This window comes from Pseudomonas sp. PvP100 (genome assembly GCF_017833055.1).
Lineage (GTDB): Bacteria > Pseudomonadota > Gammaproteobacteria > Pseudomonadales > Pseudomonadaceae > Aquipseudomonas > Aquipseudomonas syringae.
Map to the genome: position 1 here is coordinate 5,584,916 of NZ_JAFIBO010000001.1, position 25,909 is coordinate 5,610,824.

The 25,909-nt window shown below is 54.1% G+C and carries 16 protein-coding genes and 1 pseudogene; 6 read left to right on the plus strand and 11 right to left on the minus strand.

Annotated elements, in window-relative coordinates; all coding sequences use genetic code 11:
* Nucleotides 1-5: 5 nt before the first annotated feature.
* The 10 genes from rfbD to JOE39_RS24245 all read right to left on the minus strand — a co-directional run bounded on the left by rfbD (nucleotide 6) and on the right by JOE39_RS24245 (nucleotide 15,563).
* Entirely contained in the window at nucleotides 6-911 is a 906-nt protein-coding gene (rfbD, locus tag JOE39_RS24200; protein ID WP_210078190.1) for a dTDP-4-dehydrorhamnose reductase, read from the minus strand.
* Nucleotides 908-2,008 carry a dTDP-glucose 4,6-dehydratase gene (gene rfbB / locus JOE39_RS24205; protein WP_210078189.1) on the minus strand — a complete coding sequence of 367 codons (1,101 nt, stop codon included), beginning with the start codon at nucleotides 2,006-2,008 and terminating at the stop codon, nucleotides 908-910. The genes rfbD and rfbB overlap by 4 nt, the downstream gene beginning before the upstream one ends.
* Before the next feature lie 94 nt (nucleotides 2,009-2,102).
* Nucleotides 2,103-3,479 carry a glycosyltransferase family 2 protein gene (locus JOE39_RS24210; protein WP_210078188.1) on the minus strand — a complete coding sequence of 459 codons (1,377 nt, stop codon included), beginning with the start codon at nucleotides 3,477-3,479 and terminating at the stop codon, nucleotides 2,103-2,105.
* 68 nt (nucleotides 3,480-3,547) lie between these two features.
* Nucleotides 3,548-5,872 carry a rhamnan synthesis F family protein gene (locus JOE39_RS24215; protein ID WP_210078187.1) on the minus strand — a complete coding sequence of 775 codons (2,325 nt, stop codon included), beginning with the start codon at nucleotides 5,870-5,872 and terminating at the stop codon, nucleotides 3,548-3,550.
* Between the two features lie 43 nt (nucleotides 5,873-5,915).
* Nucleotides 5,916-6,962, minus strand: a complete 1,047-nt coding sequence (locus JOE39_RS24220; RefSeq protein WP_065088344.1) for an HAD family hydrolase — start codon at nucleotides 6,960-6,962, stop codon at nucleotides 5,916-5,918.
* Between the two features lie 103 nt (nucleotides 6,963-7,065).
* Entirely contained in the window at nucleotides 7,066-8,232 is a 1,167-nt protein-coding gene (locus JOE39_RS24225; RefSeq protein ID WP_210078185.1) for a nucleotide sugar dehydrogenase, read from the minus strand.
* Nucleotides 8,232-10,682 (minus strand): glycosyltransferase family 2 protein, encoded by a 2,451-nt coding sequence (locus JOE39_RS24230; protein WP_210078183.1) that lies wholly within the window; start codon nucleotides 10,680-10,682, stop codon nucleotides 8,232-8,234. Before JOE39_RS24230 ends, JOE39_RS24225 begins: the two co-directional genes overlap by 1 nt.
* Complete coding sequence (locus JOE39_RS24235) at nucleotides 10,679-13,126, minus strand: glycosyltransferase family 2 protein (RefSeq protein ID WP_210078181.1); 2,448 nt, start codon at nucleotides 13,124-13,126, stop codon at nucleotides 10,679-10,681. The genes JOE39_RS24230 and JOE39_RS24235 overlap by 4 nt, the downstream gene beginning before the upstream one ends.
* Before the next feature lie 146 nt (nucleotides 13,127-13,272).
* Nucleotides 13,273-14,727 (minus strand): DUF4214 domain-containing protein, encoded by a 1,455-nt coding sequence (locus JOE39_RS24240; protein WP_010424840.1) that lies wholly within the window; start codon nucleotides 14,725-14,727, stop codon nucleotides 13,273-13,275.
* 17 nt (nucleotides 14,728-14,744) lie between these two features.
* Nucleotides 14,745-15,563, minus strand: coding sequence for a hypothetical protein (locus JOE39_RS24245; protein ID WP_010424838.1), 819 nt, complete (start codon nucleotides 15,561-15,563; stop codon nucleotides 14,745-14,747).
* Between the two features lie 783 nt (nucleotides 15,564-16,346).
* Between JOE39_RS24245 and JOE39_RS24250 the strand changes: the two genes are divergently transcribed.
* From JOE39_RS24250 to JOE39_RS24260, 3 genes are read left to right on the plus strand one after another with little or no spacing between them, the layout of a single operon-like run.
* The gene (locus JOE39_RS24250) at nucleotides 16,347-18,110 is read left to right on the plus strand and encodes a type I secretion system permease/ATPase (RefSeq protein ID WP_010424837.1); all 1,764 of its coding nucleotides are present in this window, start codon (nucleotides 16,347-16,349) and stop codon (nucleotides 18,108-18,110) included.
* Nucleotides 18,111-18,123: 13 nt separating this feature from the next.
* Nucleotides 18,124-19,446 carry an HlyD family type I secretion periplasmic adaptor subunit gene (locus JOE39_RS24255; protein ID WP_010424836.1) on the plus strand — a complete coding sequence of 441 codons (1,323 nt, stop codon included), beginning with the start codon at nucleotides 18,124-18,126 and terminating at the stop codon, nucleotides 19,444-19,446.
* Complete coding sequence (locus JOE39_RS24260) at nucleotides 19,443-20,849, plus strand: TolC family outer membrane protein (protein WP_004402649.1); 1,407 nt, start codon at nucleotides 19,443-19,445, stop codon at nucleotides 20,847-20,849. Before JOE39_RS24255 ends, JOE39_RS24260 begins: the two co-directional genes overlap by 4 nt.
* A gap of 43 nt (nucleotides 20,850-20,892) precedes the next feature.
* Here the strand turns inward: JOE39_RS24260 and JOE39_RS24265 are convergent, their stop codons facing one another.
* Entirely contained in the window at nucleotides 20,893-22,041 is a 1,149-nt protein-coding gene (locus JOE39_RS24265) for a glycosyltransferase family 1 protein (protein ID WP_210078179.1), read from the minus strand.
* A 278-nt stretch (nucleotides 22,042-22,319) separates the two neighbouring features.
* Here JOE39_RS24265 and JOE39_RS24270 point away from each other — a divergent pair, with 278 nt between their 5' ends.
* From JOE39_RS24270 to JOE39_RS24280, 3 genes and pseudogenes are all read left to right on the plus strand, one after another.
* Nucleotides 22,320-23,738 (plus strand): mannose-1-phosphate guanylyltransferase/mannose-6-phosphate isomerase, encoded by a 1,419-nt coding sequence (locus JOE39_RS24270; protein ID WP_063313437.1) that lies wholly within the window; start codon nucleotides 22,320-22,322, stop codon nucleotides 23,736-23,738.
* A gap of 234 nt (nucleotides 23,739-23,972) precedes the next feature.
* Nucleotides 23,973-25,184 carry a hypothetical protein gene (locus JOE39_RS24275; protein WP_210078177.1) on the plus strand — a complete coding sequence of 404 codons (1,212 nt, stop codon included), beginning with the start codon at nucleotides 23,973-23,975 and terminating at the stop codon, nucleotides 25,182-25,184.
* 111 nt (nucleotides 25,185-25,295) lie between these two features.
* A pseudogene (locus JOE39_RS24280) lies at nucleotides 25,296-25,886 on the plus strand (TetR/AcrR family transcriptional regulator).
* Nucleotides 25,887-25,909: the final 23 nt, after the last annotated feature.

Sequence of the window (25,909 nt, forward strand, 5' to 3'; positions counted from 1 at the left end):
AGTCCTTAGCGCTGGATTTCGTCCAGCATACGTTGTGCGCCTTGTTGCCAAGACGGCATCTTCAATTGAAAAGCAGTTTCGAGTTTACTCAAAGCCAGCCGCGAATTGCGCGGGCGCGGTGCAGGCACTGGATACGCTTCTGTGGGGATGGCGCCGATCTGGTCGGGCGCTACCTTTAATGCCACGCCATTACGTGCGGCGTGTTCCAGAACGAACTGTGCAAAGCCGTGCCATGACGTCTCACCGGCAGCAGCCAGGTGATAGATACCTGCCAACGCTGCCGGGTTCTGATCAGCGCGCACTCGATGCAGAATCTGCGCAGTGACATCGGCGATCAGTTCAGCGCCGGTGGGGGCGCCGTACTGGTCCGCTACCACGTTCAACGAGTCACGTTCGGTGGCCAGGCGCAGCATGGTCTTGGCAAAGTTGTGGCCGCGCGCCGCATACACCCAACTGGTGCGCAGTATTAACGCCTTGGCACCACTGGCATGAATCGCCTGCTCGCCCATCAGCTTGCTGCGGCCGTAGACCGACAATGGGCCGGTTGGCGCGCTTTCCTGCCATTGCTGTTCGCCGCTGCCATCAAACACATAATCAGTCGAGTAGTGAATCAGCCATGCGCCCAGAGCGGCAGCCTCTTTAGCCAACACGCCCGGAGCTTCGCCGTTGATCAACATCGCCAGGTCCGGCTCGCTCTCGGCCTTGTCCACGGCCGTATAGGCCGCTGCATTGACGATCACATCAGGCGCCAGCGCACGAACCGTGGCGGCCAGGCGTACCAGATCGGCCAGATCACCGCACAGTCCATCGGCACCCTGACGATCCAGCGCAATCACCTCGCCCAGCGGTGCCAGAGCGCGCTGCAGTTCCCAACCAACCTGCCCATTCTTGCCCAGCAGCAGAATCTTCATGCGTCGCTGACCTCATACTGTTGCACGATCCAGTCACGGTAACTTCCGTCCATGACACCACTCACCCATTTCTGATTGGTCAGATACCATTCCACCGTCTTGCGAATACCGGTCTCAAACGTTTCCGCAGGCTTCCAGCCCAGTTCGCGTTCAATCTTGCGCGCATCAATCGCGTAGCGGCGGTCATGGCCCGGGCGATCGGTCACATAAGTGATCAGCTCTGCGTAAGCGCTGACCGGCTGACCGGTCTTCTGATTGATGACCTGACGCGCAGCGGCCGGAGCCAGTTCATCGAGCAGGGCACACAGAGTCTGGACAATATCGATATTGGCCTTCTCGTTCCAGCCGCCAATGTTGTAAGTCTCGCCCAGCGCACCGGCCTCCAGAACCCGGCGAATACCGGAGCAGTGATCTTCGACATACAACCAGTCGCGGATCTGCTGACCATCACCGTAGACCGGCAGCGCCTTGCCGGCCAATGCGTTGACGATCATCAGCGGGATCAGCTTTTCCGGAAAGTGGAAAGGCCCGTAGTTGTTCGAACAGTTGGTAGTCAGTACCGGCATGCCGTAGGTGTGATGGTAGGAGCGCACCAGGTGATCACTGGCAGCCTTGCTGGCCGAATAGGGGCTATTCGGCTGATACGGCGTGGTCTCGGTAAAAGCCGGATCGTTCGCGCCCAGCGTGCCATAGACCTCGTCTGTAGACACGTGCAGGAAACGGAACGCAGCCTTGTCGACCGCCTCCAGACCGTTCCAGTACGCACGAGCCGCTTCAAGCAAACGGAACGTACCCATCACGTTGGTCTCGACGAATGCCTCGGGACCGGTAATCGAACGATCCACATGCGATTCTGCAGCGAAATGCACCACCGCCCGCGGACGATGTTCGGCAAACAGCCGCTCCAGCAATGCCGCATCACCGATATTGCCGTGAACGAAACGATGCTGCTCGTTGCCTTCCAGCGACTGCAGGTTGGCCAGATTGCCAGCGTAGGTCAGCGCATCGAGGTTCAATACCGGCTCGCCATTACGAGCGCACCACTGCAGAACGAAATTCGAGCCGATGAAGCCGGCTCCGCCTGTGACTAGGATCATTGGGAGTCTCTGGGTTGAGCAGTTCTAATACAGTGAAAACTGAAACCACACGCTTGAATGTGGTTCCAGATCAGATTTCTTATAGACAGGTGGATCACTCTGGATGAACCACAGTGATAGTTTTTCCTGTTTTTAACTCACAGCTAAAATGGCGATTTTTAGCGTGGATCTTGAAGGGAAGTTCAGTAAGGTTAAGCGTGCCGAGCTCCGAGCTGTCAAGTGTTATAGATATTTTAAATCCACAGTCAAGGTGGGCGTCAGGATGAACATTCAAGACGTCCGGGCGCTCTACCATTTCTACGGAAACTTTATTGGAGGGATGGGTGATTACCTCGATCTGAATCCTGTCACTTGAAAGAGGATCATGAATCCAACCGCGTACATCCAAAACGTCCGTAAAAAGCTTTATAACATCAATGTGGTAGTAAGGAGATTCAGACTTTAAGCGAGTGTCTTCAAGCTTCTGAAGCTGCACGCCCCGCAGCTGTTGATCGTGGGTCCCTAGCAGTGACGGGTCCTGATCCAGCAAGTCGAGTACCCTGTTGCATTTCTCATATACAAAACGCTGCGCGTCCTTGAGTAGGGCGCGTAAATTGTTGCCGCTTAGGAAGTCCTCGTATTCCTTGTTATAGTCTTGAATATGGGACGCGGGAAAGTGGATTAAAAGCTGATCGTCATTGACGTATGGGGAGTAGCCAAAACGATTGAGTTTGAAGATATTAGTATCGTTTACATGCACTCGACCACGCATCAGAGACGCGACATACTCTGCTTGTGACTTATAGACTAAATGCAGTATGAAGAAGGGCTCGATGTTCTTTTTGGTTTCATTGAAGTACTCATTGGACACCTTCTGCTTGTGTTCCTGCTCTGGGTGCGTTTCAACGAGTTCGTCACCATTTCCCAAAAGAGTGATACCGCCATCCACAATGCTGTTATGGATGAGGATTTTGGTTTTCTTGTCGGAAAATGCAATCAATGTTTTAACGTGGCGGTCTTTTTGTAAAATATTCTCTTCCGACAAGATGGGTGTAAAGATATCTCTTTCGTAGTTCGGGATGTCGATAAGCCACTGGAAAGAAACCGTATCGAAATTTTTCTGGCGGGTGATAAAATCCTTTATCGATATGCTGGGGTCTAGGGAGATCCAGTATTCATCAAGGTCCAGAAAGAAAATGTGAGTAAACTCGCCTGACGTTTTGGTTTCAGCAAAAATTTTTGCATACGTTTCAATTTGAAAATTGACGCTGCGGGTTTTGCATTCTTCCAGCAAGCTGTCAGCATTTCTTACGACTAGCTTGCCAGGATTGTGAGCGCTGATCTCTTCTATTATCCTCAAAGAGTTATCAGTGGTCCCATTTATCCATATCTCTATTTGATCGAAACCAACTTTCAAGTGGTGAAAAATCCACTGTGGGATATAGGCTCCTTCATTTTTCGCAATAGCAGCCAATTTTATTTTGGGTTGCATTATCGTTGTCCTCGGTTCCAATCTTTGAATTCTTTAATTGATATTTTGATGTTTCAAGCATGAGGTCTTCATATAAACGGTAAGCGGCCGACGGTGCTGACGAGCCTCCCCCATTTTTGTATTTCGTACTCGTTGAGTGTAGATGAGTTTTCTTTGAGTTTCGGAAAGCCCAAGGCCTGCCATTTGTCAGTCGGGTGCAGAATGTGCATGGTGGTCAAGCCAAAATCGCCAGGTATCTGGCAATCGGCGACTACGTTGTCTCCGATGTGGATATGGGTGGTCACTCCGTGGTGCTGAAGATCATTTTTTACCATGTGCCACATCGTGCCATTGTCCTTACGCTTCTGCTCTTCGCTAGAGACTAGCAGACGATAGGCGCCTGTCACTCCAGCCTTGCGAAGCATGAGCCCTACTTGATCTCGACTGTAGTAGGTATCAGAGATTACCCATAGCACATGACCGTGACTGCCTAGTTCATTGAACAGATCAACCATTTCATCTTTGGCGAGAATCATGCTCAGGTCTGTTTCGAATTCGCGACGCATCAGGCCTTGAGCTTCGTCGTCGGTAATTTTTAACGTCATGCCGATATTCGAATAAATATCACTTAAACGAACATCTCCTTGAAAGTTTGAGCGCTTGCGAAGTTCGTACTCTGCTTCGTTACGGAGGTTTACGAACCCGTGTGCGGACGCAATAAGACCTCCTGCCTCAAGCTCCTGGCCAAGTAGAAGTTTGGCATAATCTGCAACCGTATATTGGCGACGTACCAACGTGTCGAAAACGTCGAAGCTGATGGTTGAAAAATGTCTCAGCTGATTTCTTACCTCGTCCATACGCTGACAATAACTGTGAGTCGTATAACTCTGGTCAACGGTGAACTGCCCTGACGTAGGGAAATAGAAGAATTGCTTATAACCATTTTTTTCAGCAAGCAATCCGATAACCCGTTCTAACGCATGAAGCATTGACCCATCATTTGGCAGAGGTTCCTGCGGGAAGAAATCATAGTCATATTCTTTCTCCAGCATGTCTTTGAGCGCTTCAGGGCGAGCCCAGAACATTCCGCCGGCCGGGTAGCTTAAAAAACCGTCACAGGGGTCTATTTGCCACTCATTATGCCAAGCAGCCATAAAGCTTTTATTCATGGTGACATGATTAACCCAAGACGGCATCATCCAAAAAGTCGTAGGGTAATAGAGTCCCAAGTCTTTGTGATCGGCAAAAGCATTTAACAACCGTGTGATAATGTTAGCGTCGCGTAGCAGGTACTCGGTCAGGTAATCTGCCCACTGGGTCTGCTCCCTACCGGAGTACAAAGATTTTTTGGAATGTAAATGGCAAAAAAGATCATAGGCCATCAAATCTTTGGAAAACTCAACCAGCAAGGGGCCAAAATTTCTGCCGCGGTTAGGGACGCAACGAACTTTCAGGTTTTTTACACGAGGGTGCTTGCTAAAAACAGCGATTGTTTTTTTCTGGTGTTTTGCGTCAGCCAAAGTAATGAATACATCAACCTGTGTTGGGAAATTTGCCAGTGCATGTGAGAATTTCTCTATGTAATCTTCATAGAATATGTGTAGACAAACCGCTACATTGAGGCGAGTTGCTTCTGGCTTTAGAGTGGCCTGAACGTCCAGAATACTGTTGGGCTGCCATTTTTTGATATTGGCGTGGTAGGTTCTGCCCTCTTGACGACCCGAAATAAGATAGTGATATAAAGGGCTGATCTGCGCATGATAAACGTCGGTGTTCATGCGGTGGTAAGTTTCGGTATCAAAATAGTTTGACGGATTTACAGGGGAAAACCGAGACTTGTCAAGGTAGTCCGCAAAAGCATCCTCGCTGTTATTGAACTGTTTTCCATAGGTTTCGCTGTACCATTGGCTGTCAAATAGACCCAGTTGGATGGCCTGCTCAGAGAGTGTCCTGATATCCGACTCGCTCAAATGTTGAGACTTGATTACTGGCGGCGGCGCTACGACGTTTGAAGCCGGCTCGTGCTGGCCATATTTTTTGGTAAAGTGTTTAAATGGGTTGATACCGGTTTTTTCAATTTCAGCGTGTTGCTCTCTGTAGTGACTAAGCGAAAAACCTTCTCGAGTGAACCTGTTTTCCTTATACCCATACATGACGAAGTGTATAAAGGGGTGAGCGTTGACTTCTTGAACATCTTTGTTGTTTTCAAAATAGAAATTGGTCACGAAGCAAGGGTGCGGCTCCAAGCCGGTTTTACAGCCTTCCAAGAGATAGTGTTCAATAGGATTCTTTGTTTTTTTTCCGGCGTTTTTAAGCTGGTAGGTATAATATTTCTTGTCGAAGGATCCACTGTTCTCAATAAGTTGAATGGCAGCCTGTAATTTCTTGTTTGCAGTGGTTTGATTTGTGTTCATGTTTACTTCTCGTCAAATGAGTTTTTGGTCGTGGGGCCTGAATTCACAATCCAAATAATTGTGTCGGATTGATAACCCCATTTCCTGAGAAGTCATCATCAATACTAAAAAGGTGGAATGCTGCACTGGGTATGGCACTGGGTGAAAGAGCGAAGCCTGCATAGATCGCTTCTACTTCCTCCACGCTATATTCGATACCGTTACGAAAGGACTCCTCAACGCCATCAATAGCACCTTGCATCACTGTCTCAAGGTCCTGATAGTAACGCTGAGGGGCCGCTGCACGGCCATAAAAAAAGTCGAGTTGATTGTCTGTACGCAACCTAATATCAACCACCTGTCCATGAGGTGCCGTCATTAAACTTTCCAGTAGAAGAGATCTTTCCAGCATTAAATAGCCCTGTGACCAGTCTACGTTCTCCTTAAAGACGCCCCTCATTCGAGCGGTCTTTTTTGAGATCACAGTATCGCCTGCTGCACTGGCAATGAAGTAAAGCCCTAAGGTATCTCGATCTATGATTTTCGTAATCAGCTTTTGAATAGTCCCCGCGTAGCCCAGATCAAGCATGACCGCAGTAGGACCATCGTCCAATAGCTGCTCCTGCTTAAAGTAGTGTTTCAGGGCGGTGCGAGTAGGGGACACATACTCCTGAAGTCTGGTTTTATGAGGTGTCAGCCATTGGATAACTTTTGCCTTGTCATCAGGCAGTGTCAGATTGAAATCCAAAAGCATCTGTGGAAGCAAACCGAATGCTTCGTGCAACTGTAATCCAAAGCGATTCTTCAGTAGGTCTAGGACAGACCCTTTGAATTTACTTTGCAATGCCATGTCCCAGGTATCTGGGTCCCCTAGATTGCTTCGGAAGAGCAGTGTTCGGGATACTTTTAAATAGACCGGTTTATGAGGGAGCTGGATCAGTCCCTTTGATTCTAATTGATTGAGCAGTTTGAAGAAAATCCAGCCTTCCCGTGCCAGACAAACAGGGCGATGGGTCGTTGCGTATTTTTCTAACTGGCGAACGTAATGATTGAGCACAGGTGATAAAAAACTGTATCCGAAATCGTAGAGCGCTTGATAAGAACTTCTCATTGTATCAACCTTGTGTCTTTAAATTTAATGGTGTTGTCAGCGCAGGGCATCCGGTCCAAGATGCCGGTCATCCGCTGCGAACGCACCCATAAAAAGCCATATTCTAATCTTCGCCGTACAAATCGCGGGTGTACACCTTGTCACGCACGTTCATTATTTCTTCGGTGATTCTATTCGCGACGACCAGGTCAGATTTTTCTTTAAACTCTTCAAGGTTCTTCATGACACGTGCTTCAAAAAACACGTCTTCTTTTAGTACGGGTTCGTACAGGATGACTTCAATGCCCTGAGCTTGTAGTCGTTTCATAATGCCCTGAATCGAAGAGGCACGGTAATTGTCGGATCCAGACTTCATAATGAGTCTGTAGATTCCGACGGTAGTCGGGTTTTTCTTTAGTATGGATTCGGCGATAAAGTTCTTGCGTGTCGTATTGGAATCAACGATGGCGCGGATGATATCGTTTGGTACGTTGGAGTAGTTTGCCAACAACTGCTTTGTATCTTTAGGTAAACAATAGCCGCCGTAGCCAAAGGACGGATTGTTGTAGTGGTTGCCTATGCGTGGGTCCAGGCTGACCCCATCGATTATCTGTCGGGCGTCTAGTCCGAGATGCTCTGCGTAAGTATCGAGCTCGTTGAAGTACGCAACACGCATCGCAAGATAAGTGTTTGAAAATAGTTTTATTGCTTCTGCCTCTGTAGAGTCTGTCAATAAAACTTTTATTTTTTCTTTCGATGCGCCTTGGACTAGCAGATCTGCGAATGCCTGCCCGACGGCCGAGGTGTCGCCTACCACAATACGTGAAGGGTGCAAGTTATCATGAAGTGCACGTCCCTCTCGCAAAAACTCAGGAGCGAAAATCAGGTTTTTGCACTTGAATCTTTCGCGCATTGTTTTGGTGAAACCCACCGGAACCGTCGAGCGAATAACGATCGTGGCAGCGGGTTGTATTTCCAGAATGTCTTGAATGACAGATTCAACTGATAATGTATTAAAGCAGTTCGTTTCTGAGTCGTAGTCAGTAGGCGTTGCAATGACTACGAACTCGGCACCGTCGTACGCTTCGTATTTAGACGTGGTGGCCAACAGGTTGAGTTTTTTCGTTTTGAGAAAATTCTCTATTTCCGGGTCGATAATGGTGGCCAGTCCCTGGTTGATGCGTTCAACTTTTTCTGGAAGTATATCCAGCGCAACAACCTTGTTGTGCTGAGCCAAAAGTACAGCGTTGGATAAGCCCACGTAACCTGTACCGACAACAGCAATTTTCATCAAAGCTTTTCCTTGAATGCAGGCGTACCATCAGGGTATTCCTGATAATGGCTATGTACTCTCTCCATGTGATTTCGAGGCGTTTCACTCCTTGGCGGCATCGCCAACCCCCCATAAGGCCCACTCAAATAATCCAGACTCAGCGCCGGATGATAGTGCGGGTCGCTTTGGCCTGATTGGGACCAGCGTTCGATAAAGCCTTGTTGTTCGCGTTGACCACGGGCTCGCTTTTCTGGAGTCTGGTCTTTGCCGCGGCTGGCCGATTCGGCGTGGATGAGTTCGGCGAATGGCGTCCATATGATGTTCAAGCCCTGTTGTCGAATACGCAGGCACAGATCCACGTCATTGAAGGCCACCGGGAAAGCCTGTTCATCCAGGCCTTGCAGCGTACCGAAGACCGATTTGCGCAGCAGCAGGCATGCCGCCGTAACTGCGCTTTGGCGTCTGGTGATCTGATTCATGCCTAGGTAGCCGGGGTCGCGTTGTTCCAGGTGGTTGCCAGTGTGCGCGGCCAGTCCATTGACACCGACCACCACGCCGCCGTGCTGCACCATGCGGTTGGGCCACAGCAGTTTGGCTCCCACTGCGCCGACGTTCGGGCGCAGCAGTTGGCTGACCATTTCCTTTAACCAGTCGGCCGCTATGATTTCGATGTCGTTGTTGACCAGCCCGATCAGTTCACCGGAGGCGTGGGTGGCGGCGTAATTGTTGATGGCCGAATAATTGAAAGGGTGAGGGTAGGGCAGAACCTTCACACCGCGCCCAGACAACTGTTGCAGGTAAACCAGGGTTTGCGGGTCAGTGGACTGGTTATCGACAACGATGATTTCCACGTCAGGATAATCAGTCGCGGTCAGCAGGCCTTCGATACAGGTGCGCAGCAACCCGAGTTGGTCGCGGGTTGGAACGATCAGGCTGACGCGGGGCAGGGTAGCCGGCAAGGGCCACTGCGTACGCAACAGCGCCGGGAATTCCGGCAACTGCGTGACGCTGGCACCTGGTGCGAGGCTTTCGCTCAGCCAGGCAATCGCTTGCAGGCGTTGCGCAGAAGGTTCGGCTTGCTCCGGGCTGGCGGCTGCTAAATGGCTGCGGTGATAAAGCACGTGCGGCAAATGCGCGACGACGGCCTGGCTGGTCTCGGTGGCCAAGGCGATGGCCGCGCTCAACTGGTGCCAATCAAAAGTTCGCGGGCCATCAGTGGCGGGTATCAGGGCCAGGGCCTTGTCGATGATTGCAGCACTGAAGATCGCCCCGGGGGTGAAGATATCGGCCCCCATAAACAGGTCGATGTCCCATACCGGTTTCAACCACGGCAGGCGGCGCTCGCCTTGCGGACCATCGCGATCACAATCTGCATAACCCCACGCGCAGCCATCTTCGAGCAGGGTACTCAGGTGTTCCAATGCGTGCATTCCCAGATGATCGCCGGCCATCAGCGGGACCACTGCATCGCAGCCGGCTTCAAGTAACTGCTTGAGTGCGGGCAGCAGGTCAGCGGCGCCTGCTTTGACTGACTGATCAGGCGCTGTTCGCTGGGCATTCAGGCTCGCCAGGCTAGTGGCTTCGAGCGTGCTGTCGCCGTCACTGATTAACAGCACACCGATCCTGCAGTGCTGCAGTTGATCGTCTTTTGGCGCAGCAGGACGGAAGCGTTCAAACCACTCGGGGTAATGATGAAAGCCTGCGCTTTTCGGCAGGCGCATTGCCTGGTCCGCTGCAATCCGGGTCAGCAATGTCAGATTTTGCTCGGAGGGCGCGCGCTCATGCTGCTTGAGCAGACCTTCCAGCCCGTCGTGCCAGCAGCACAGGGTTATCGGGCTGCCGGAAAGCGTATGGCCGAGGTCATTTTCGATGTCCAGCGTATGTGGCTTGCCATCGGCCAGTTCCCAGGGCAGATCAAAACTGAAGCCGTGATCGCTGGTGGCGCGATAGACCAGCGCCTGGTGATGAACATTGCACGTAGCCTGGCCCAGTACCCGGCTGCCTTCACGCACAGTGATTTGCACATGCCGCTGCGGTGCAGCCGGGTCCCAAGACCAGCCGCCGAGCCGCAGGCCACCGCTGTGCCAGACCTGAGACGCGATGGGCGCCGGCTCTGCGCTGGGCGTGGTCGGTAATTGCAGGTCGCCCGCAAGCCAGCAGTCACTGTTGGCCACCCGGGCGCTGATGTGCTTTGCATTATCCAGCCAGCCTTGGCGTAGCTGTACACCGAAGCCATGGAATGGATCATCCGCACCGGCACGGGGATGAAACTGGTCGGCCCGCACCAGTGAAACGCAGGCGCCGTCGACGTAGACCTCGACAACCAGGCGTTCATCCACGTGCTGGGTATCGAGCGCCCAGCCTTGCAGCACATCGCCATACAGGCCGGTGATGGCACCATTGAAGCGGGTATTGCCGGAGGGCTGAGCGGTCGGGTCGGAGTTAACCTGTGGGTGTTCTGAGATCATGTCCGACTCAATGAAGTAAGCAGTGTGTTGATCGGTAATGCTCCGGCTTCATGGGCGAGCGGCCCTTGCATGGCGTACAGCGGCAGACCCAGTTCGACGGCAAGATCCGCAGCGCGCCAGTATGCACCCGGGCTGCGCTCCAGGCTCAATGCGGCGGTGCATCCGGCAAGCAGAATGCAGTCGGCCTGGCTCAAGCCTTGCGCAATGGGTAATGCATGAATTGCGCCAGTGGCGAGCAGGGGGGCGACCCATGGGCCGTCCTCTGCAACGAGCAGTACCAGAGATTGATTTTCGTGTGTGATGCGCCTGCCCAGTTCCAGCCACTGTTTGGCAATGTCAGGGTCTGAAAGGCGGTCGGCAATCAGCAGGGTGGTTTGCACGGAATCGTTGTTCGGCAGCGCTTGGGGGGCTGACCGGATCAGAATATCGGCCTGGGGCAGAGCGGCGGCGTAACGCTCGCGCAGGGCCTGCCACGGCAACTCGATGCTCTGCGCCTTGCGTGCGAAATGCGGCCAGTCGAAGCGGCTGTCTGGCGTGAGCAACGCGTCATCGCGGCAAACGATTCGGTAAGGTTTATTCAGTTGCTCGGCCAGTGCGCAGAGTGCCTCAGGGCAATTGGCGAGGTTCTGATAGATCAGTTCGTCCAATGGCAGACTGCGCAGGTCTTGCAGCAGTTGCTCGATGTCGGCAGGCAGTTCGTAATCAAGGCTGAATGCCAGCGGCAGCACGTTGGCCTGCAGCGTTGCCTGGGCATGCTGGCCCTTATTGCGCCACGTGAGGCTTAAAGGCGCTTGCGACGCTGTACTGTTGGCGATATGCAGCTGCCTTAATGCCGGTGTCGACAACTGCTCGGTCAGTTGCGCAAGGCGCGCGCGTTGCAGGGCCTGACGCGCGGGCCTGATGGGATCGCGCAGGCAGAAGTTTTCATAGCGCGATGACGCGTCCGGGTAGCGACGCTTGAGGATGGCGTTATTGTGCGCCACGCGCAGCGCCTTTTCAGCGCCGAACGAAATCCCGCCCTGATGCGCAACGAACACATTGGGCGCGCCGACATGACGCCAACCCAGGCCGCGCGCTCTCAGGCACCAGTCAGTTTCCTCACCATAGCCACGCAGCAGTTCGACTTCATCCAGATAACCCACACTGTCCAGAGCGCTGCGTTTGATGTACAGGCAAAAGCCGCAGCCGGTTTCGAGCTCCATGGCCGGACTGCCAGTCAGTCGCGCCAGATCGTCCAGGCGGGTCTGTTCTGCTGCGCTGGGCATCGGATGGCTGAAACGGCTTTCAGGAAAACTCATCAACTCACCGTTGTTGGTGAACGGGGTGACCGAGGCGATGGTTTCGTCGGCATAGGCAGTCGTACGCAGCCGGTCCAGCCAGTCACCCTGCACACGGGTGTCGGCGTTCAACCAGACCACATCCTGCTTCGGGCTCAAAGCCATCGCGCGGTTCATGCTGCGGATGAAGCCCAGGTTAATGGGGTTCTGCACTAGAGTAATCTTGCCTTTGCCCGCGAGAACCTTGAGGGCTTTGCGCAGCGCGGGGACCGGCGTTGCGTCTTCGATCACCACCAGGCGATGAGGTGTGCGATTGCGTTTACGCGCTTCCAGTGCACTGTTGATGCACTCTAGGGTTTCTTCCAGACCGTCGTAAACAGGAATGAGTACATCCACCGGCTGCTTGTCGCCAACCTTCAACGCCGCAGGCGGAGCAATGAAAGTCGGCATTGCTGACAGCGGGCTGCCCAGCAGTGCAGCGCCGTTATCGAAGCGCACATGCACGGCAGGAGTTGCGTTGGGCACCTTGATGCGAATACCGCCGTGAGTCGCAGGCAACCCTGCCGCTGTCAGTAACGGGTGCGGGGCGCTGGCAACCATGCTGATCAAGTGACCGTTGGCTTCCAGTTGCAACGACACAGGCGTCTGCACGTTGTGCACGTCGATGGCCCAGCCGTGGATCTCCTGCACATCAGGCAGGTAACGGACCACGCCCAGCGTGCCTGGCAATCCGGTCTGCGCAGCCAGCAGTTTGAGTACCAGAGCGAGTTCGTTGGCAGCGGTAATATCAGGAAGGTGCGCGAGAATGATGCGGCGCAAGTCTTCAGGTGTTTCCGACAGGCTGCGTGCCTGCCAAAGCATCATGCGTAGCGAAGCGTCGGCAGGCAGCTTTTGCCAGACATTGCTCATGTAACGGTTGGCCAGTAACGGCTGACCCTGGGCAATGATGCTGCGCCCGAGGAGGGCGTGAATGTCCGCACGCAAAGGAAACGCGTGCGCGGCGTTGAGCAAATAAATAAAGGCAAGCTTTGGGTCTTGCGGCAGGGCCTCGATACCTTTCCAGATAAGTGCTTCCGGACGGTATTCAGGGGTCTGCAGCGCACACTCGAGTGCCACGGTGGCAAGGTCGTGCTCATCGGCCTGGCGGTGGCGATGAAACATATCCATGAGCGTTTCTCGCCCACGGTCGAGGTGTCTGGACATAAGCTGGCGTGTTCACTTTAAAAATAAAAGAGGGGCGACCCGAAAGTCGCCCCTTTTTGCATACGATCCGGCCTTGCGGCCGGGCGTATTTGTTACAACGACGGGGCTAGTTACACCGCGCCGTGCAGCACGATAACGTTGTCGTTATGTGCTACTGCTTCTACCGAACCAACGATGCCGATAGCGACGTCAGCTTGAGTGCCGCCGTTAGCCAGAATGTCGGTGAAGGTTGCCTTGCCAGCAGTATCAGAAGCACGGCCGGTGGCGGTCAGGTACAGGTTGTCGATGAAATCGCTGTCTGCCTTGAGTGCAGCTTCATCGGAGTTCACGATCGCCTTGGCTACGTCTGCACGAGTAGAGCCGTTGAACAGGTTATTCACCCAGTTATCCAGACCAGCCTGATCAGCATTACGACCCAGTGCGGCGGCGTAAAGATCCTGGACGAACTCAGCGTTTGACTGGTCAAAGCGTTGTGCTTCGGCAGAACCAGCGATGCCTGCAGCTACGTCACCAAGCGTACCGCCATTTGCCAACAGTGTTTGCCAGGTTTGCAAGCCACCACCATCTGCGCCAGTAGTACGGCCCAGCAACTCGTTATAGAGCGTGTTGATAGGAGCCAAAGTCGAGGTGTTGACGAACTCGTCAGAATTCAAGAACTCGTTGGCTATATCGGTCAACGAAGTTCCTGCATTGACTTGGTTAGCGAAGTTCTGAGCGCCGCCCAGATCCGCATCGCGCCCGAGCAGCCCGTCATACAGACGCAGGGCTGAAGCTTCAGCTTCGCTTTGTGCCAATACGACCGTTTCAGTGCCAGCGGTGCCTACGAAGGTCAGGAACTCAGCGCCAGTAATCGCTGCAGTTTGCGCGCCGGTCAGGTTGACGTTGAAGTTGTTGCCAGTAACGAAGGTGTAGTCAGCAACCGAACCGTCCAGCTGTACAACGTCGTAGCCTGCGCCAGCGTTGACAACGTCTGCATGGTTGGTGCCACTCAGAACAATGGTGTCGTTGCCGCTACCAGTGATCACGTTGTTGTTGCCAGCACCAGCGATAACAGTGTTGTTACCGTTGCCAGTGATGATGGTGTCGTTGCCAGCACCAGCGTCGATGAAGTTGTTCTGATCGCCACTGACGATGATCAGGTCATCGCCCGTACCAGTGGTCAGCACGAACTGAGTGATAGCAGAAGCATCAGCCGAAACAGCGATGCGAGCCTGCGAGGAAACATCGGCAGCGGCGTCGGTAGCAACGGTTGGAGTGATGTTGACGTGCAGGTTGGCCTGGCTGTCCAGAATGATTGCTTTGGCAGCAGCCACATCGGGAGTCACGTTCAGGGAGACCAGATCGCCAGGCGCACCCGCGATGGTGCCAGTGATCACGTCGGTAGTACCGGTTTGGCCAGTAGGAATCTCAAGAGCATTTACACCATCCCAGCTAGCCAGGTTTACGGTGGAAGCGCTGTCCAGAGCCAGCAGAGTGCTGATTGCGGCAGTGGTGCTGTCGGTCAGGCTGGTAGCGGTCAAGAACGAGCTGAACTCGGTTGCTGTTACCGGGGCATCATATTGCATGGGAAATTCCTGTTACTTCAAGCCATCTGGCCTGTGCTGCTAATTTTCTGCGTCAATGCAGAGTTTTCCCACGGAGACTTATAGCGGGCAGCGTTCATCTTCGTAGCGGGTGCGATGCAAATGTGTAACGCCACCAGGGGCTCTGTGCCGGTGGGGCCGTACATCATCTGGTTGGCGACAATGACCTGCGGCGCAGCGCCGCGAAAGACAAGGTGGCCAGACAATTCGTAAAAATGCCGATCGGGTCCGACCAGGCTGAAACCTGCTGAAACCAGAGGCAAAGACTTGCCACGGGTACCGGTGAAGGCTCCCGTAGCGACATTAGGGCTAGGGCCGGAGCCGGCGACAGTGGAGGTGTAAACCAGGTCCACGCCTGCCGGCTTGTCGTCCCACAGGATGGAAAACCCTTCAAGGCGCCGGGTGCCGTCAGGTTCACCGGTCCAGCCTTCCGTAGACATCACATCACCTTCGCCTTGCAGATGCGCGACCAGCTTCAGCGCAACGGGCGTGAGAGTCGACGAGATTGCCGCGCTCGGTTCGGCAGTCGCAGCGATCGTGAAATTGCGCATGATGGCGGTGGAGGTGTCGATTCGGTCGATGCGCAAGTCGATAGGGTCGATGACTGCGTCGAACATATGGTATTCGGTGATCAGAACCGTGGTGATGCCGCCCTTGACGCGAGCAACGATGGTATCGCCCAACCGGGTCAGCATGTTCTTGCTGACACCTTCGGCTGGAAAGAAATCAATAGAACCTTTACCCAGTGGGGCTTGCTGCAGTGCGATGCACACAGGCTTGTCTGCGGGCGGCTGCGAGGCATAACGGAATATGTACATTCCTGGCTCGAGCAGCGTCACACGAGAGCTGATCTTTAATCCATCAAGTTCTGGAGACTGCACCCAACAAGATTCCTTCTTATCCTGAGCGGTTATACCGTTAGTCCTGTTACAGGGCTGATAACACACTGCTCGGGTACTGCAACATATGGTTGGTAGCTCTGTGCTAGCCAGATTGCGAGAGTAGTCCTTTGGTAGGAAAAGTCAATTTGAATCCGATGATTTTTCGTCGGCTAAGGTGGGAAATTTCTGACACTCATATTTCGCTCAAGAACGGCGCTGCTGGGCCGGTAGGTGGCCGAAAGCCATAGGTTTTTTAGGTCTCTGCTTATGCTCTTTAGTAGTGATTCTAGATGTTTCCAAGATGACGTAAGCCCGTTCGTCGCTGAACGCTGGGTTTGAGGTCAACAGTTGTAATCGTCCTACAATCCGCTGCAGGAGAAACGTTTAAGCTTTTAGGGTTGAGCGTCTTGCTATGCTGACGTTCCACCCATAAAAACTCTATTTGGGTCTTATCCATAGCCCGTTACTGCACTCATACGTATATGACAGTTTTTGCATTGCACGCTTTTATTTGCGCTGTAAGATTGAAAAAATCGAAATTTCAAAGTTTGCGCAAATATCCGGTTTCACGTGGGGGGCTGTCTAATCTTGACGCCCATAAAGCCTTCACTTGTGTCTGGCTGCATTTTGCGTATTTTGACGGCGCCTTAATGCTGCGTTGCTTTAAAAGCAGGTGCTACACTGCCGCGCGTTCACCGATCTCTCATCAGTACGGATTCTATGAGTCGTTCACACGAAAATAATTTGCAGGTAGCCCTCAAGGCTTGCAAAGGCAGCTTTATCTCAGTCGGGTTCTTCAGTCTGTTCGTAAATGCCTTGATGCTGGTCCCCACTTTTTACATGATCCAGGTTTCCGGGAGGGTGGTGCCCAGTAGCAGCGCCCCTACTCTGATCATGCTAACGCTGATCATGACTATTTTGATGGTGACGCTGGGCTCTCTGGAGTGGGTACGCTCCAGAATAATGGTCCGCGTCAGCAATCGACTGGATGTTCTCCTCAGTCGCGACGTATATCGTGCAAGCTTCAAAAGGGCTTTGAGCAGTGGTGGTATGGACGCTTCGGCTCAGTCGCTCAATGACCTGACGTCGCTTCGCCAGTTCCTTACCGGCAATGGCCTTTTCGCTTTTTTTGATGCGCCGTGGCTGCCTATCTACACCGCCGTTATGTTCATGTTTCATCCCTGGTTTGGGTGGATGACCGTAGGCTCTGCACTAGTGCTTGTAGTGCTGGCTTACCTGAATCAGCGCTACACCGGTAAAGCACTTGTAGAAGCTAACCAGCAAAACGTCACGGCCAACCTGCAAACTACCAAGAACCTGCGAAATGCCGAAGTCATTGAGTCGATGGGCATGCTCGACACGTTGATGGCCCGCTGGGGAAAGCGCCAGCGCAGAGTGCTGGTCCTTCAGTCTGATGCCAGCGACAAGGGCGGCGTCATCAGCTCGATATCCAGGACGTTCAGAAACTGGTCGCAGTCGATCATGCTGGCACTAGGTGCTTACCTAGTGATTACTCACCAGATCAATCCCGGTTTGATGATGGCTGGTTCGCTGCTCTTGGGGCGAGCTCTGGCTCCGGTCGATCAGATTATCGGCAGTTGGAAAGGTTTTGTTGCTGCCCGCGTGCAGTACAACCGTTTGAACGAAACGCTTGAAAAGCTGCATAACGAACCGGATCGTATGGCCTTGCCTGATCCGGAAGGGCATATTCAGGTCGAAAACCTGGTAGTCACACCTCCTGGCGGCAAGAATCCTGTCATTCGCAACATCAGCTTTGTAACCCCCGCAGGCACGATTGTCGGCATTGTCGGGCCAAGCGCGGCAGGCAAATCGACCTTGGTAAGAGCTCTGTTGGGCATCTGGCCCGCGCAGCACGGTACGGTGCGTCTGGACGGTGCCGACATCAGTGCCTGGGATAAACAGAAGCTTGGCCCGCACCTTGGCTATCTGCCTCAGGACATCGAACTGTTCGAGGGTAGCATCAGCGATAACATCGCCCGGTTTACCAAAGTCGATCCCGAGAAGGTCGTTCTGGCGGCGCGCACCGCAGGTGTGCACGAAATGATCCTGCAATTGCCCGACGGCTACGACACGGTGATCGGCAGTGAAGGCGTCAATCTGTCCGGTGGACAGCGACAGCGCATCGGTCTGGCCAGGGCTATCTACGGCAGCCCGCGGTTGATTGTGCTGGATGAACCCAACTCCAATCTCGATGAAGTCGGCGAGCGCGCTCTGAGCGTGGCGCTGCAACTGATCAAGGAGTCAGGCGCCACTGTATTTATCGTCTCTCACCGCCCTAATATTCTGTCGCGGCTTGACCGGGTCATGGTCATGAATGCCGGCACCATTACTTTGTACGGCGCGCGTGATCAGGTCATTGCCGAGCTGGCACAGCAACAGGCCAAGGCGCAGCAGGCTCAGCAGCGGGTGGCTCCGGCAGCCACCGGTGTTGCACCGGCGCAACCTGCGCAACCTGGCGCGTGAAAGGAATTCATGAATGAGCATTAAGACAATATCCACGCTCGATACGCACACGGATGACATGCCCACCTCCGATCGCGGGATTCGCCGGATCGGTGTGGCGATCGTACTGGTCACCTTCGGCCTGTTCGGTACTTGGGCGGCGCTGGCCCCGCTGGGTAACGCGGTGTACGGCTCAGGTGTGGTGATGGTGCAGAGTTATCGCAAGACGGTTCAGCATCTTGAAGGCGGGATCGTCAAGGAACTGCTCGTCCGTGATGGGGACACCGTGCATAAGGGTGATCCGCTGATCGTATTGGACGACTCGCAATTGCGCTCTCAATACGAGTCGACCCGTAATCAGCTGATTTCCACTCAGGCCAGGGAAGCGCGACTGCGCGCCGAGCGCGACGAACTGCCCTCGATTCCGCCACTGACCATCAGTGGTACGGACAGTGTGCGGGCCAAAGAGGCCATAGCAGGCGAGCAACAGGTATTCAGCACACGGAAAAACTCCCGCCTGACCGAGATATCGGTACAGCGTGAACGCATCGGGCAATTGAAACAGCAGATCAGTGGTCTGCGAGACATGATCCGCACCAAGATCAGCCTCGAGAAATCCTACAGCAGTGAAATCACTGAGCTGAAGGATCTGCTGTCTCAGGGCTTCGTTGACAAGCAGCGCTTGCTTGAGCAGGAGCGCAAGCTGGACATGCTCAAGTCCGAAGTGGCCGATCACGAGTCCACGATTACCAAGACTCAGTTGCAGATCAGCGAGACCGAACTGCAGATCATTCAGCTGAACAAGAACTTCAGCTCTGACGTCGCGAAGGAGTTGAGCGATGTGCAGGCCAAGGTATTCGATTTGCAGGAGACCGCTACCGCGCTGCAGGACCGTCTGTCTCGCGTGGTCATTCGGGCTCCTGAGGACGGCATGGTACTGGACATGAAAGTTCATACGGTGGGCGGCGTAGTCAGCGCCGGTACGCCATTGTTGGATATCGTGCCGGAATCTTCCGAGCTGGTCGTTGAGGCTCATGTGGCTATCAACGACATTGACCGGATTTCCATCGGCAAGCTGACAGACGTTCACTTCAGCGCCTTCAACAGTGCTACCACTCCTGTCATCGAGGGGGAGGTGACGCGTATCTCCGCTGACCGTTTGAAAGACGATGCCGGTGAGCCGTATTACCTGGTTCGGGTAAAGCTGACCGAGAAAGGCATGAAGCGTCTTGGCGACCGTAAGTTGCAGCCGGGCATGCCTGCCGAGGTGCTGATCAATGCTGGAGAACGGACCATGCTCCAATACCTGTTGAAGCCGGCGTCCAATGTGTTTATCAAATCGATGATCGAGGAATGATCGTGCTGCGCTTCGTTCCTGTGTTCCTTTCTCTCGGGCTGGCCAGCGTTCAGGTCCATGCAGACCCTACGCAGCCCGCTGCACCCCAGGTCACCAGCGCTTCGGCATACGCCGTGGATCTGATGAAGCTGTATCGCGAGGCGCGTCTGGAAGATCCGCGCATGCTGTCCGCCTATCTGCGTGCCCAGTCTGCAGTCGACAGCGAGCGCGATGCGTTCGGCGGGCTGTTGCCGCAGGTCACTGCAAACGGCAGTTACAACCGGATCCTGCGCAAGGACGACACGCAGCGCGAGATCTATAACAACTCCAGTTATTCGCTCAACCTGACCCAGTACCTGTACAACAAGCAGGCCTGGGAAACCTACCAGAAGGCCAAGAGCACGACGGAGCAGAAGGGGCATCAGGCCGAAGATGCCCAAGCTGAGGCCACGGTTGATCTGGCCAAACGGTATTTCCAGGCGCTGTCTGCCGACGATGAACTCGAGCTGATCATGGCCGAGCGCCGGGCGACGCAAAAGAGCCTGGATCGGGTCAGTGCGATGTACGAAAAAAAGATGGCCGTGGTCACTGATCTGCTGGACTTGAAGGCGCGTGTCGATTTGCTGGCCGCACAAGAGGTTGATGCCCGCAACCAGATCAGGCTCAGCCGTGCTGCGCTCTCTGAAATTGTCGGCCGGCCGATCACTGAGCCGCTGAGCCGCATCAGAAACGACATTGCGCTGCAGGTGCCGTCCAAATCGATGGACACCTGGGTGGCGCAGGCCATCGACAGCAACCCGTTGCTCAAGGCGCGGGAAAGCAGCCTCGACGTCGCCAACGCGGCGGTACGTGAAGGCAAGGGCGGGCATTATCCGACCCTGACCTTTACTCTGGGTGCCCAGCAAAGTGACGTGGGCTATGACAACACCCTGTCACCGCGCAGCGACAGCTATGTGGCGACGATCGGTGTGCGCGTGCCGATTTACAGCGGCGGCTCGACCTCTGCGCGGGTGCGTGGACTGTACAACGAGCAGCTGGCTACCGAGCAGGATGTGGAAAGCGTGCGCCGTCAGGTGGTCAAGGAAACCACCAACGCCTACCTGACGGCGTTTTCCAGTGTCGAGAAGATCCGCGCCAACAAGAATGCGCTGGCATCGTCAGAGCAATCGAGCATTGCTGCGCAAAAAGCCTTTTCTTATGGTGTCGTTAACGCGGTCGATGTGCTGACCAGCGTGCAGAACGAGTTCAAGGCGCGGCGTGACCTGCTCAAGGCGCAGTACGACTTCATCACCAACCTGTTCATCCTCAATCGATGGGCAGGCCGCCCGCCACAGGAGAGTGTCGACAGCGTCAATGTCTGGCTGGGCGGTACCAATCCGGCAGTCGAGAAGGCTGCGGACTCGGCCTTGAAAAAGACGCCCTGATCGCACCTGCGGCGCGCTTCAAGGCTTGTGCCTGGTGGCTCTTCTAGCGACGAGCCGCCAGCACCTTGCGGTAGATATCCAGCGTGTTCTGCGCACAGGCATCCCAACTGAAATGACGCGCACGCCCAAGCCCTGACTGAACCTTGCGCTCACGTTCTTCAGGCTGTTCCAGGACGGCGAGCATTGCAGTGCTGATGCTTTCTGCACTGTGCGGGTCGACAGCCCATGCTGCATCGCCTGTCACTTCCGGCAGTGAAGAATTATTGGATGCGATCAGCGGGCACTGTGCCGCGAATGCCTCGATGGCCGGCAGGCCGAACCCTTCATACAGCGAAGCAAACACCAGTGCTCCGGCACTTTGCAGCAGCGCCAGCACCTCATTCTGTGGCAGGTAACTTAGCCAACGGCCTTCGCCACGTTGTTGTAGCGCCTCAAGCTGCGGTAACAGTTCTTCGTTGCTCCAACCGTCACGCCCGACAATCACCAACGGATGCTCTTTACGTACCTGTGCGGGCAGTCGCTGGAAGGCTTCAAGCACGCGCTGCAGGTTCTTGCGAGGCTGCAGTGTGCCGACTACCAGAAAGAAACCAGGTTTGAGGCCATGGGTGGCCAGCACGCGGTTGCGCTCGGCAATGTCTATGCGCTCGAAATACACAGGGTCCACGCCCAGGGGTGTGACGCTGATGCGCTCTGGCGCGATGCCCAGGTGGCTAACCATGTCCTGCTTGCTGTATTCGGAGATGGTGATGATGTGATCGGCACGTTGGATGCTAGTGGTAAACAGCCAGCTTTTCAGGCGCTTGAGGTCTTGCTTGATCCATTCCGGATACAGCACCGGAATCACGTCCATGATCGTGGCGACGACAGGTAAGCCTTTGATCCGCGGGATGTGATGATCCGTCGCATGAAACAGCTGGACGTCTTTGGCGATGCTTGCCGAGCAGCCTAATGGCAGTTTGAGGACGCCACTGAGCACAGCATGAATACGGTAGTCGCTGGACAACCGTTGCGGCTTACCACACGCCAGCACTGGCAAGTGCTTGCCGAAAGCGTAAGGCTTGACGTGGATGTCTTCCGCCTGACTCAACCTGTCCATGCCTTGCCAGAGCGCTCGGGAGTAGATTCCGATACCGTCCAGGTGCCCGGCACGTTCGCCGTTTGCCCAGACCGTGCAGCTCAAGCCTATATCCATGTTCTGTCGTTCTCGATGTCGATCAATTGCATCACTTCTCAATGGCATGCTCAGGCAGCGGATTTGCGCTTGCTTGCTGTGGATGCGTAGGGGCAGGTATGGAATCGGGCGCGAAGACTAACATGGGGCAGCTCGGCTCGCACGGTGGGCGGAGCTGTTGCCGCGAGTGAGTTGCTGAATGGTAGGCATATTGTAATGGCCATCCTGTTGCATAGCGACTGGAGCACCCGGATAATGCGGTCTTTGCTACGCCTTCGTGGCCCAAGAATGGAGCGTCTATGTTCACCCCTGTAATTCTGGCTGGCGGTAGTGGTTCGCGGTTGTGGCCTTTATCGCGGCAGAGTTTCCCGAAGCAGTTTCTTGCCCTTGATGGCCAGGATCAGGGAACCATGTTTCAACGCACGCTGGGCCGCCTCAAAGGCCTTGAACACGCGCCTGCGGTTGTTGTGAGCAACGAAAATCACCGCTTCATTGTCGCCGAGCAGCTACGTGTTGCGAAAATGGGCAGTCGTCGTGTCATCCTCGAGCCGCTCGCCCGTAACACTGCGCCGGCCATCGCTCTGGCTGCGCTCGAAGCAACGGCTGATGGCACCGATCCGATTCTGCTGGTACTGGCTGCCGATCACCATATCCACGACGAAGAAGCTTTCCGACAAGCGGTAGCGGTTGCTCAGGTGCACGCCGAGGCGGGCCGTCTGGTGACGTTCGGGATTACCCCGACTCACGCTGAAACCGGTTTTGGCTACATCCACTGTGGTGAATCCATTGCCCAGGGCGGCTTCGCGATTGAGGCCTTCAAGGAAAAGCCTTCGCCGGAAATGGCCTCCGAATACCTGTCCTCGGGTGCTTACCTGTGGAACAGCGGTATGTTCATGTTCCGTGCGTCGGTGTTCCTGGCTGAACTGAAAAAGCATCGCTCCGACATCTTGTCTGCATGCCGCGTAGCCTTGGCTGACTCCGATGCCGACAGCTACTTCCTGCACGTCTCGTCCGAGAAGTTTGCCTTGTGCGCTGATGAGTCAGTGGACTACGCGGTCATGGAGCACACCGATCTCGGTCTGGTCGTACCTTTGGACGCAGGCTGGAACGATCTGGGCAGTTGGGCTGCGATCTGGGACGTGGGCCCGCACGACGAGAACGCCAACCGCCTTGAAGGCGACGTGATGGCCATCGATACGCGCAACTGCCTGGTGCAGTCGCACCATCGACTGGTAGCCACTGTCGGCGTCGAGGACTTGATCGTCATCGAAACCAAGGACGCCGTTCTGGTTGCCAACAAGCACAACAGCCAGCAGGTCAAGGACGTGGTCAAGCGTCTGCAGGCAGAAGAGCGCCCTGAGTTCGTCACTCATCCACTGGTCAACCGCCCGTGGGGCCACTACGACACGATCGATCTCGGCGAGCGTTATCAGGTCAAGCGCATCAGCGTACTTCCAGGCGAGTGCCTGTCGCTGCAGATGCACTACCACCGCGCCGAGCACTGGATCGTTGTATCTGGTACCGCGAAGGTTATCTGTGACGATCAGGAACTGATCCTTTCAGAGAATCAGTCCACTTACATCCCGCTGGGCGTCAAGCACTCGCTGGCCAACCCTGGCAAGGTGCCGTTGGAGCTGATTGAAGTGCAGTCCGGCTCGTACCTGGGCGAAGACGACATCGTGCGCTTTGAAGACCGTTACGGTCGTCTGAAGAAGTAAGCTTCTCAGGCAGCGCTACACGTCTACCCAAACGCCCCGCAAGCGAGCTTGCTGGGCGTTTTTTGTTGGGCATGGTAATTTTTCTACGGGTAGTTGTGGCGATACCGTCGGATGTAATAAATCCTGCCCCTGTGTAGATGTCTTCCGATACTTCAGCAGCGTTGCCTACATTTTGAATAAATTTGATAAACTTCGAAGGGTTTAGGAGCGCAGTGATCAAAACAAGGGAGCTACATGAGTATACAGTCGAGAAATCTGGTGACAGATCGAGCCGCACCAACTGAAGATTCACCCATCAGTTTTTACTGCAAGCTTGAAGACGACAATGCAGTTAAGGATTATTTGAGAGGTGGTCGTTGCCTGAGATTTACAGGCGTGAAGAGTTCTGAATGGAATGAGGTATCTCTGCGTCAAGGCGTTGATGTCTATGTCATCGATGTTGATTTCTGGTCAACCTATAAAGGTAACGGGCTTTCCTTTATAGGTACCCACAAGCAATCATTGGTTGAACATGAGCCTGTCTCCGACTGGTTTCTTCTGGAGTTTACACCTGGGAAAGGGCGTAATTACTACTATGCCGCCTTTAGTGATCCCTCGGAAAACAAACCAACGTTTGGTAGCGTGCTGTTAGACCTCGACCCGAAAGCGGGACCTGAACTGCCAACCCCGCCTAGCGTAAAGTCGATAAAAATGGATGCTGGCGACGATTACAGCTTTTACTCGTTTCACGTGGGGCAGGGTATGGCGTCGCTTCTTGATAATGAGCATGACGGCATACTGTTTGATGCCGGGGCTGGTTGCCCGATAAAACGACCGGACTATCCTGATCTGCTCGTAAACGATTTGAAAACCTCTGTTCAGGCTTTACACAGCGTCATCATGATCCTGTCTCACCCTGATCTCGACCACTGGCGGCTGTTGCAATGGGATCCGACGCTTTCGGGCGAAATAGGCAGCATTTATGTGCCGATCAATACAAAGCAGCTGGTTTTTTCTGATAAAAGTGTAAACAAAAAAATCAAGGTTTTTGACGGTACACTTATTCCTTTGACGGTTGATTCTTCTCTCGATGTGCATCGTAGTAAACCCAGTTACTCTGACAAGAATGGCGAGTGCCTTGTGTGTGTTTTTCACACGCATGATCAGACGGTTCTTATCCCTGGTGACTACGTGTATGAGCGTATGAGACAAGATACGAACTCGCTTATCTCTGGCTTGGCAAATACTTCATACACCGCGATTATTGTCCCGCATCATGGCGACTTTGCCAGCAGCCTTGGTGTATTCGCCGCACGTAATTCACAGTCGATTGCTTTTTTTTCGGCAGGTACCCATAAAGGATATAACCACCCTACTGCAGCCTCGTTGAGCGCCCACCACCGGTGGGGCTTTAAAGAAGTTTCAGATAAATACCAGCCCAATATTGTTAAGGTAAGGTTGTGTTGAGCTGATTGGGCCAAGTGAGTCAACGCTCTAGCGGTGTCGCTACCCTCCAGTTGGCAGGCATTCAACCTGCGAAAAGAATCCGCGTCTATCAAACAAGTCGAGGAATCGAGCGTGAGTGAAAATGCGCGGGAGGCCATATTGGCTACCGCCAAAAGTGGCGGCTCAGGTGCACGGCTACAGAAGGATCAATTTCCGAAGCATTAGCGAGATGGTAGGTATCGAGAGCTCCAGTATCGATTACCACTTCCCGAGCAAGGCAGATCTTGGTGTGGCGGTTGCAAGGCGCTACTGGCAAGACACCGAAATTTTCCTGGACGCATTACGTGATGCAGATCCGAGCCGGAGCTTGCGGCTCGATACGTCAATCTTTAGAGCCTCTCGGAGCATGACAACCGATTGTGCATGTCCAGTTTCATGGCTGCTGCGTATGAGGATCTGTCTGAGGAGATCAGGATTGAGGTTAAGGCGTTTGTAGGCATGAATGTCATCTGGTTGACTAAGGTGCTGATTGACGCAGGTCTGAGCGACCCAGAGAGCTATGAGCGACGTGCGCGTGCCATCTACACCGCTGTCGCCGTTGCGCAGTCGATAGCCCGTACTCGCTGTAATATCGGATTGTTCGACGAGCTGATCCTTACGTACCAGGAAACTGGCCTGATTCCGATGCAGCATCCTATGCAGCAGATCCAGGCGTTCAACTGACTGCTTCGTATTGAACGCCGTGT

What these genes read in the sequence shown, in the direction of transcription:
- rfbD (WP_210078190.1), bottom strand. Translation starts at nt 911, where the DNA reads ATGAAGATTCTGCTGCTGGGCAAGAATGGGCAGGTTGGTTGGGAACTG.
- rfbB (WP_210078189.1), bottom strand. Translation starts at nt 2,008, where the DNA reads ATGATCCTAGTCACAGGCGGAGCCGGCTTCATCGGCTCGAATTTCGTT.
- JOE39_RS24210 (WP_210078188.1), bottom strand. Translation starts at nt 3,479, where the DNA reads ATGCAACCCAAAATAAAATTGGCTGCTATTGCGAAAAATGAAGGAGCC.
- JOE39_RS24215 (WP_210078187.1), bottom strand. Translation starts at nt 5,872, where the DNA reads ATGAACACAAATCAAACCACTGCAAACAAGAAATTACAGGCTGCCATT.
- JOE39_RS24220 (WP_065088344.1), bottom strand. Translation starts at nt 6,962, where the DNA reads ATGAGAAGTTCTTATCAAGCGCTCTACGATTTCGGATACAGTTTTTTA.
- JOE39_RS24225 (WP_210078185.1), bottom strand. Translation starts at nt 8,232, where the DNA reads ATGAAAATTGCTGTTGTCGGTACAGGTTACGTGGGCTTATCCAACGCT.
- JOE39_RS24230 (WP_210078183.1), bottom strand. Translation starts at nt 10,682, where the DNA reads ATGATCTCAGAACACCCACAGGTTAACTCCGACCCGACCGCTCAGCCC.
- JOE39_RS24235 (WP_210078181.1), bottom strand. Translation starts at nt 13,126, where the DNA reads ATGGATATGTTTCATCGCCACCGCCAGGCCGATGAGCACGACCTTGCC.
- JOE39_RS24240 (WP_010424840.1), bottom strand. Translation starts at nt 14,727, where the DNA reads ATGCAATATGATGCCCCGGTAACAGCAACCGAGTTCAGCTCGTTCTTG.
- JOE39_RS24245 (WP_010424838.1), bottom strand. Translation starts at nt 15,563, where the DNA reads ATGTACATATTCCGTTATGCCTCGCAGCCGCCCGCAGACAAGCCTGTG.
- JOE39_RS24250 (WP_010424837.1), top strand. Translation starts at nt 16,347, where the DNA reads ATGAGTCGTTCACACGAAAATAATTTGCAGGTAGCCCTCAAGGCTTGC.
- JOE39_RS24255 (WP_010424836.1), top strand. Translation starts at nt 18,124, where the DNA reads ATGAGCATTAAGACAATATCCACGCTCGATACGCACACGGATGACATG.
- JOE39_RS24260 (WP_004402649.1), top strand. Translation starts at nt 19,443, where the DNA reads ATGATCGTGCTGCGCTTCGTTCCTGTGTTCCTTTCTCTCGGGCTGGCC.
- JOE39_RS24265 (WP_210078179.1), bottom strand. Translation starts at nt 22,041, where the DNA reads ATGGATATAGGCTTGAGCTGCACGGTCTGGGCAAACGGCGAACGTGCC.
- JOE39_RS24270 (WP_063313437.1), top strand. Translation starts at nt 22,320, where the DNA reads ATGTTCACCCCTGTAATTCTGGCTGGCGGTAGTGGTTCGCGGTTGTGG.
- JOE39_RS24275 (WP_210078177.1), top strand. Translation starts at nt 23,973, where the DNA reads ATGAGTATACAGTCGAGAAATCTGGTGACAGATCGAGCCGCACCAACT.